The following is a 7404-nucleotide window of genomic DNA, read 5'->3' on the forward strand; positions in this document are numbered from 1 at the left end:
TCCAGGAACCCCCCCATGGACACCAAACTGCTCGATATCCTCGCTTGCCCGATCTGCAAAGGCCCGCTTAAGCTCAGCGCCGACAAGACCGAGCTGATCAGCAAAGGCGCTGGCCTTGCGTACCCGATCCGCGACGGCATCCCGGTGATGCTGGAAAGCGAAGCCCGTACCCTGACGACCGACGAGCGCCTGGATAAATGACCACTGCCTTCACTGTTGTCATCCCATCGCGCTACGCCTCCACCCGCCTGCCCGGCAAGCCGCTGCAGATGATCGGCGCCAAGCCGATGATCCAACTGGTTTGGGAACAGGCCTGCAAAAGCAGCGCCCAGCGCGTGGTGGTGGCCACTGATGACCTGCGGATCATCGAGGCCTGCAAGGGTTTTGGCGCCGAAGCGGTGCTGACCCGTGAAGACCACAATTCCGGCACCGACCGCCTGGCGGAAGTCGCCACGCACCTGGGCCTGGCGTCGGACGCCATCGTGGTCAACGTGCAAGGCGACGAGCCGCTGATCCCGCCGTGTGTCATCGACCAGGTCGCTGCCAACCTGGCCGCCCATGCCGAAGCGCGCATGGCGACCCTGGCCGAACCGATCGAAGACATTGAGACCTTGTTCAACCCGAATGTGGTCAAGGTCGTCAGTGACATCAATGGCCTGGCCTTGACCTTCAGCCGTTCGATCCTGCCCTGGGCGCGCGATGAATTCGCCAAGCAGCGTGACGTATTGCCGGCCGGCGTGCCGTATCGCCGCCATATCGGTATCTACGCCTACCGCGCCGGTTTCCTGCATGACTTCGTCAGTTGGGGTCCGTGCTGGTTGGAAAACACCGAGGCCCTGGAGCAACTGCGGGCCCTGTGGCACGGCGTGCGCATTCATGTCGACGATGCCATGGAGGCCCCGCCGGCTGGCGTCGACACGCCGGAAGACCTTGAGCGCGTGCGTCGGTTGCTGGGGGCTTGATGGAAGTCCTGTTTGTTTGCCTGGGCAATATCTGCCGCTCGCCCACCGCCGAAGGCGTCCTGCGCCACAAACTGCGGGATGCCGGGCTGGCGGACCAGGTTGAGGTGGCCTCAGCCGGTACCGGCGAATGGCATATCGGCAAGGCGCCGGACAAACGTAGCCAGCAAGCGGCGTTGCGTCGTGGCTACGACTTGTCGGCCCAGCGTGCCCAGCAGGTATCGCGCGCCGACTTCGCGCGCTACGACCTGATCCTGGCCATGGACCAGAGCAACCTGCGCAACCTCAAGGCTATGCAGCCAGCCCAGGGCAAGGCCGAGCTGGACCTGTTCCTGCGCCGCTACGATTCGGCAGTGGATGAAGTGCCGGATCCGTACTGCGGCGGCGAGCAAGGTTTCGAGCAGGTCCTGGACCTGATCGAGGCCGCCTGTGATTTGCTGGTGATTGAATTGAAGGGGCGGTTATGAGTCTGGATCTACAGCCCCAGGTTTCCCTGAAGGCCTTCAACAGTTTTGGCATTGATGTGCGTGCGCAGTTGTTCGCCCAGGCCCATAGCGACGCCGATGTGCGCGAGGCCCTGGCCTATGCGGCGGCGCAACAGCTGCCGTTGCTGGTGATCGGAGGCGGCAGCAACCTGCTGCTGACCCAGGATGTCCCAGCATTGGTGTTGCGTATGGCGACCCAGGGTATCCGGGTGCTGCACGATGACGGTCAGCAGGTTGTGGTGGAAGCCGAGGCGGGCGAGGCCTGGCATCCCTTTGTGCTGTGGACCCTTGCGCAAGGGTTTTCTGGCCTGGAAAACCTCAGCCTGATTCCCGGTACGGTCGGTGCGGCACCGATGCAGAACATTGGCGCCTACGGGGTCGAGATCAAGGATGTATTCGCCGGCCTGACCGCCCTCGACCGCCAGACTGGCGAGCTGCGGGATTTCAGCCTGGCAGAATGCAACTTCGCCTACCGCGACAGCCTGTTCAAGCACGAAGTGGGGCGCTGGCTGATCCTGCGCGTACGCTTTGCCTTGAGCCGCGTGGCGCACCTGAAGCTCGGCTATGGCCCTGTACAACAACGCTTGGCTGAGCAGGGCATTACCCAGGCGACACCGAGCGATGTCAGTCGGGCCATTTGTAGCATCCGTAGTGAAAAACTGCCCGACCCTGCGGTCTTGGGCAACGCCGGCAGTTTCTTCAAGAACCCGCTGGTGTCCCAGGTGCTGGCGGCGCAATTAAAGCTGCAATATCCCGATCTGGTGGCGTACCCCCAGGCCGATGGCCAAGTGAAACTGGCGGCCGGCTGGTTGATTGAAAAGGCCGGCTGGAAAGGCTTTCGCGACGGTGATGCCGGCGTGCATCGCTTGCAGGCGCTGGTGCTGGTCAATTACGGCGCGGCCACGGGGCTGGAGATTTCTGGCCTGGCCCAACGTATCCAGCGCGATATCGCCGAGCGCTTCCAGGTTGATCTGGAAATGGAGCCCAATCGTTATTGAGCTACGCTTCTAGCGTGTTGAACAAAGCCCTGCATTGCAGGGCTTTTTTGTTAATGCTGGGTTAACTCAGCAGGCTAACGATGCCTGTTTATCGTTTTATAGATACTGTTTATCAAAGGCCCGGTGAAAGATCGGTGTTGTTCGTGCAGGGAATTGTAGGAGCGAGCTTGCTCGCGAAGATCGTCAACGATGACGTGGGCGCTCTGAATCAACGTGGTGTCCTGGCGTTTTTCACGAGCAAGCTCGCTCCTGCAGTGATGCATATTCCCTGACGCAACACCTGTCTTCACAAGAGAGCCCGATTAGCCTGAGCCATCTGCGTGAACCGACTCCGCTCCCCTGAAAGCGGCAGATAGCTCGACCCCATAATCCAATCACTATGCGGGCGTGCCCATGATTACTCTCAAACTCAACGGTCAAGATCATCCGCTGGATGTCACCGAGGACATGCCCCTGTTGTGGGCGATCCGCGACGTGGCGGGTTACAACGGCACCAAGTTCGGTTGCGGCATGGGCCTGTGCGGCGCCTGCACCATCCATATCGACGGCTCGCCGGCCCGCAGTTGCATCACGCCTATTGGCTCGGTCAAGGGGCAGAACGTCAGCACCATCGATAACCTGCACAATGACCCGGTTGGCCAGATTGTGCAGCAAGCGTGGCTGGACACGGCGGTGGCCCAGTGCGGTTACTGCCAGGGTGGGCAGATCATGTCGGCTACGGCACTGCTGAAAACCAACCCCAACCCCAGCGATGCGCAGATTGAAGAGGCCATGGTCGGCAACATCTGCCGCTGCGGCACTTACAACCGTATCAAGACAGCGATCCGCCAGGCCGCGACCCATCTGCAGGGGGCCAAGGCATGAGCCAGTTGCCGAGCCATTTCGCCCTGAACAACCTGAGCCGCCGTGGTTTCCTCAAAGGCGTTGGTGCGACCGGTGCGCTGGTGGTGGCCGCCAGTTGGGGCTTGCCCCAGGCCTTTGCCGAGGAGGTGAAGCAATACGGCGGGGCAGCCATGCCCAACGGCGTGATTGATGACCCCAAGGTTTATGTCAGCATCGCCACCGATGGCACTGTCACCGTGATCTGCAACCGCTCAGAAATGGGCCAAGGCGTGCGCACCAGCCTGACCATGGTGGTGGCCGACGAGTTGGAGGCCGATTGGGCGCTGGTGAAGGTTGCGCAGGCACCGGGCGACGAAGTGCGTTTTGGCAACCAGGATACCGACGGTTCGCGCAGCATGCGCCATTGGTACGAGCCGATGCGCCGTTGCGGCGCAGCCGTGCGCAGCATGCTGGAACAGGCCGCCGCCGAGCAGTGGAAAGTGCCGCTGGGCGAGTGCCGTGCGCAGTTGCATAAAGTGATTCACCAGCCCAGCGGTCGCGAACTGGGCTATGGCGCCTTGGCTGCCGCCGCCGGTGCGCTGGCGGTGCCGGCGCGGGACAGCCTGCGGCTCAAGCAGCCGTCGGAGTTTCGCTATATCGGCAAGGAGGCTACCAAGGCCATCGACGGTGCCGATATCGTCAACGGCCGGGCGGTGTACGGCGCCGATGTGCATTTTGACGGCATGCTGTTTGCGACCATTGCGCGGCCCAAGGTGTATGGCGGCAAGGTCAAGTCGTTCGATGCCAGCGCGGCGTTGAAAGTCCCCGGGGTGATCAAGGTCCTGCAAATCGAAAGCCGACCCATACCCTCGGAATTCCAGCCCTTGGGTGGCGTGGCGGTGGTCGCCAGCAACACCTGGGCGGCGATCAAGGGGCGCGAGGCGTTGCAGATTGTCTGGGACGACGGCGCGAATGCCAGCTACAACTCCATCGACTATCGCAAGACCCTGGAAGCCGCGGCCCTTGAGCCCGGTAAAGTGGTGCGCAACACCGGCAGCATCGACCAGGCCCTGAGCGATGCCGACAGCATCCTGGAAGCCGCGTATTACTTGCCACACCTGGCGCAGTCGCCCATGGAACCGATGGTTGCCGTGGCCCGCTATCAAGACGGGCAATGCGAGGCCTGGGCACCGAGTCAGGCGCCGCAGGTCACGCGGGAGCGGGTCGCTGAGCGCCTTGGCTTGCCATTCGATAACGTCACGATTCACGTCACCCTGTTGGGCGGCGGTTTTGGGCGCAAGTCCAAGCCGGACTTCATCATTGAAGCCGCGGTGCTGGCCAAGGAGTTTCCTGGCAAGGCCGTACGCGTGCAGTGGACCCGCGAAGACGATATCCATAACTCCTATTTCCATACCGTCTCCGCCGAGTACCTCAAGGCTGGCCTCAACAAGGACGGCATGCCCTCCGGCTGGCTGCACCGCACAGTGGCGCCGAGCATTACCGCGCTGTTTGCGCCGGGCATGAACCATGAGGCAGCGTTTGAATTGGGCATGGGCTTTACCAACATGGCCTACGCCATTCCCAATGTGCGCCTGGAAAACCCCGAGGCTGCTGCCCACACCCGGGTGGGTTGGTATCGTTCGGTGTCGAACATCCCCCATGGTTTTGCCATCCAGAGCTTTGTCGATGAACTGGCGCACAAGGCCGGCCAGGATCCGCTGAAGTATCAGCTCAAGCTGCTGGGCCCGGATCGTCAGATCGATCCACGCACCTTGAGTGAAGAGTGGAACTACGGCGAGTCCCCCGAGCGTTACCCGATTGATACGGCGCGCATGCGTGGGGTGCTTGAGACCGCGGCCAAGGCTGCCGGCTGGGGTCGCACGCTGCCCAAGGGGCGCGGCCTGGGGCTGGCGGTGCACTACAGCTTTGTGACGTATGTGGCGGCGGTGATCGAGGTGGAGGTCAAGGGCGACGGTACGCTGATCGTGCATAAGGCTGATATCGCCGTGGACTGCGGCCCGCAGATCAATCCGGAGCGCATCCGCTCGCAGTTCGAGGGCGCTTGCGTCATGGGCTTGGGGAATGCGGTCCTGGGAGAAATCAGCTTCAAGGATGGCAAGGTCCAGCAGGACAACTTCCATATGTACGAAGTGGCGCGCATGTCCCTGGCGCCCCGGGAAATTGCCATACATTTGGTCACGCCGGCAGGTGAAGTACCCCTCGGCGGCGTCGGCGAGCCGGGTGTGCCGCCGATTGCGCCGGCGCTGTGCAATGCGATATTTGCCGCCACTGGCAAGCGCATTCGTAACCTGCCGGTGCGTTATCAGCTACAGGGCTGGCAGCGGGAGGCGCAGGCCTGATGGACAGCGTGGATCTGAATGTCCTGCGCAGCGTGCTGGAGTGGCGCCGCGCAGGGCAGCCGGTGGTGCTGTACAGCGTGGTCCAGACCTGGGGCAGCGCACCACGGCCGCCGGGGGCGATGCTGGCCCTGCGCGGCGACGGGGTGGTGATCGGCTCGGTGTCCGGTGGCTGCATCGAAGATGATCTGATCGCTCGTCTGCATGATGGCCGCTTGCCTGACGATGGGCCGCCGGTGCAGTTGGTGACCTATGGCGTCACCCGCGACGAAGCGGCGCGTTTTGGTCTGCCATGCGGCGGAACCTTGCGCCTGACGGAGGAGCGGGTGGGGGATCCTGCCTGGGTGGCGCAGTTGCTGGCGCGTTGTGAGGCCCATGAAATTGTGGCGCGGGAACTGGACTTGGCGACGGGCAGTGTGCGCTTGAGCGTGGCGAGCAAGTCCGATGTTGTCAGTTTTGACGGTGAGCGCTTGCGGGCCATCTACGGTCCGCGCTGGCGCTTGCTGCTGATCGGTGCGGGCCAGCTGTCGCGCTATGTGGCAGAAATGGCGCGCCTGTTGGATTTTGAAGTACTGATCTGCGATCCCCGCACGGAGTTTGTGCATGGCTGGGAAGAACAGCACGGGCGCTTTGTGCCGGGAATGCCTGATGAGGCTGTGCTCAATATCCAGACGGACGAGCGTACGGCCATTGTTGCCCTGACCCACGATCCGCGGCTGGACGATATGGCGCTGTTGACCGCGTTGAACTCCCGCGCCTTCTACATCGGTGCCCTGGGTTCGCAGGTTAATAGCCGCAAGCGTCGGGAAAACCTGGCGGTGTTGGGGTTGGGGGCCGAGGCGATTGCGCGGCTGCATGGGCCGATCGGTCTTCATATTGGCAGTCATACGCCGGCAGAGATTGCCTTGTCGCTGATGGCGCACATCGTTGCGATCAAGAACGGAGTGGACGTGCTGCAAGCCAAACCCGTACGGGAAGCGGTCAGTTGACGAGTGCGATTACCGCAATCGTCCTGGCGGCGGGGCAGGGCAGCCGGTTCCGTGCGCAAAGCGGCCAGGACAAACTGCTGGCTCATTGTGTGGGGCGTGATGGGGTGACACGGCCGGTCTTCGCGCATGTGTTGCTCAATCTGCCTGCCAGTATCACTCGGCGTTGGGTCGTCACATCCCCTGCGTGCAGCGGGGTTATTCGCCTGGCCACGGAGCATGGGTGCGAAGTGCTGCTGCTGGAGTCGGCGGGCATGGGTGACAGTATTGCAGCAGCGGTGGCGGCCAGTGGCCCGGCAGCGGGTTGGCTGGTGGTGTTGGGGGATATGCCGTTTATTCAGGCGTCGAGTATTGAGCGGGTGATAGAGCGCGTGGATGGGATCAGTGTGCCGGTGCATGCCGGCCAGCAGGGCCATCCCGTTGCATTTGGCCAGGCATTGGGGCCTGCCTTGATGGAGCTGACGGGGGATCGTGGCGCCAAGGCTCTGTTTGCCCAGGCTGATGTTCGGGAGGTGCTGGTGGATGATCCCGGGGTGTTATGGGATGTGGATGTGCCGCAAGCATTGGAATTCAAGTAGGGGGTGGTTTGGCGGCGATGGCGGCCTCAAGCTCACCGCGCCTCTCTCTACCGCCATCGCGGCATAGGTATCTACACAACTTTCAGAAACTGACGAACTCTCCTGTGGCGAGCGGGCTTGTCGGAACGCCGCATCGCCCGCGCTGGGCTGCGAAGCAGCCCTAAACCCGGCCATCGCGGTTTATCTGAAGAAACGTGGAGGGCTTTTTGGGGCTGCTTC

Annotated in this window: 8 protein-coding genes; all 8 read left to right on the forward strand. The window is 62.5% G+C overall.

Annotated features, from left to right (window positions below; translation table 11 throughout):
- The first annotated feature begins 15 nt into the window (after positions 1–15).
- The 8 genes from HBO09_RS27690 to HBO09_RS27725 all read left to right on the forward strand — a co-directional run bounded on the left by HBO09_RS27690 (position 16) and on the right by HBO09_RS27725 (position 7185).
- Entirely contained in the window at positions 16–201 is a 186-nt protein-coding gene (locus HBO09_RS27690; RefSeq protein WP_003174668.1) for a Trm112 family protein, read from the forward strand.
- On the forward strand, positions 198–962 hold the full coding sequence (gene kdsB / locus HBO09_RS27695; protein ID WP_169992760.1) for a 3-deoxy-manno-octulosonate cytidylyltransferase: 765 nt from the start codon (positions 198–200) through the stop codon (positions 960–962). Before HBO09_RS27690 ends, kdsB begins: the two co-directional genes overlap by 4 nt.
- Positions 962–1426 carry a low molecular weight protein-tyrosine-phosphatase gene (locus HBO09_RS27700; protein ID WP_169992758.1) on the forward strand — a complete coding sequence of 155 codons (465 nt, stop codon included), beginning with the start codon at positions 962–964 and terminating at the stop codon, positions 1424–1426. The genes kdsB and HBO09_RS27700 overlap by 1 nt, the downstream gene beginning before the upstream one ends.
- Complete coding sequence (gene murB, locus HBO09_RS27705) at positions 1423–2442, forward strand: UDP-N-acetylmuramate dehydrogenase (RefSeq protein ID WP_169992756.1); 1020 nt, start codon at positions 1423–1425, stop codon at positions 2440–2442. The genes HBO09_RS27700 and murB overlap by 4 nt, the downstream gene beginning before the upstream one ends.
- A 393-nt stretch (positions 2443–2835) precedes the next feature.
- On the forward strand, positions 2836–3306 hold the full coding sequence (locus tag HBO09_RS27710) for a (2Fe-2S)-binding protein (protein ID WP_169992754.1): 471 nt from the start codon (positions 2836–2838) through the stop codon (positions 3304–3306).
- A complete protein-coding gene (locus HBO09_RS27715) occupies positions 3303–5624 on the forward strand; it encodes a xanthine dehydrogenase family protein molybdopterin-binding subunit (RefSeq protein WP_169992752.1) in 2322 nt (773 codons plus the stop codon). Before HBO09_RS27710 ends, HBO09_RS27715 begins: the two co-directional genes overlap by 4 nt.
- Positions 5624–6610 carry an XdhC family protein gene (locus HBO09_RS27720; protein WP_169992750.1) on the forward strand — a complete coding sequence of 329 codons (987 nt, stop codon included), beginning with the start codon at positions 5624–5626 and terminating at the stop codon, positions 6608–6610. Before HBO09_RS27715 ends, HBO09_RS27720 begins: the two co-directional genes overlap by 1 nt.
- Positions 6607–7185, forward strand: a complete 579-nt coding sequence (locus HBO09_RS27725) for a nucleotidyltransferase family protein (RefSeq protein ID WP_169992748.1) — start codon at positions 6607–6609, stop codon at positions 7183–7185. Before HBO09_RS27720 ends, HBO09_RS27725 begins: the two co-directional genes overlap by 4 nt.
- The last annotated feature ends 219 nt before the right edge of the window (positions 7186–7404 follow it).

This window comes from Pseudomonas sp. WS 5027, from assembly GCF_012985695.1.
GTDB classification, from domain to species: Bacteria; Pseudomonadota; Gammaproteobacteria; order Pseudomonadales; family Pseudomonadaceae; genus Aquipseudomonas; species Aquipseudomonas hygromyciniae.

Excerpts from the sequence above, each read along its gene's own strand:
- HBO09_RS27710 (WP_169992754.1), top strand. The coding sequence starts at position 2,836 with ATGATTACTCTCAAACTCAACGGTCAAGATCATCCGCTGGATGTCACC.
- HBO09_RS27715 (WP_169992752.1), top strand. The coding sequence starts at position 3,303 with ATGAGCCAGTTGCCGAGCCATTTCGCCCTGAACAACCTGAGCCGCCGT.
- HBO09_RS27700 (WP_169992758.1), top strand. The coding sequence starts at position 962 with ATGGAAGTCCTGTTTGTTTGCCTGGGCAATATCTGCCGCTCGCCCACC.
- murB (WP_169992756.1), top strand. The coding sequence starts at position 1,423 with ATGAGTCTGGATCTACAGCCCCAGGTTTCCCTGAAGGCCTTCAACAGT.
- HBO09_RS27690 (WP_003174668.1), top strand. The coding sequence starts at position 16 with ATGGACACCAAACTGCTCGATATCCTCGCTTGCCCGATCTGCAAAGGC.
- HBO09_RS27720 (WP_169992750.1), top strand. The coding sequence starts at position 5,624 with ATGGACAGCGTGGATCTGAATGTCCTGCGCAGCGTGCTGGAGTGGCGC.
- kdsB (WP_169992760.1), top strand. The coding sequence starts at position 198 with ATGACCACTGCCTTCACTGTTGTCATCCCATCGCGCTACGCCTCCACC.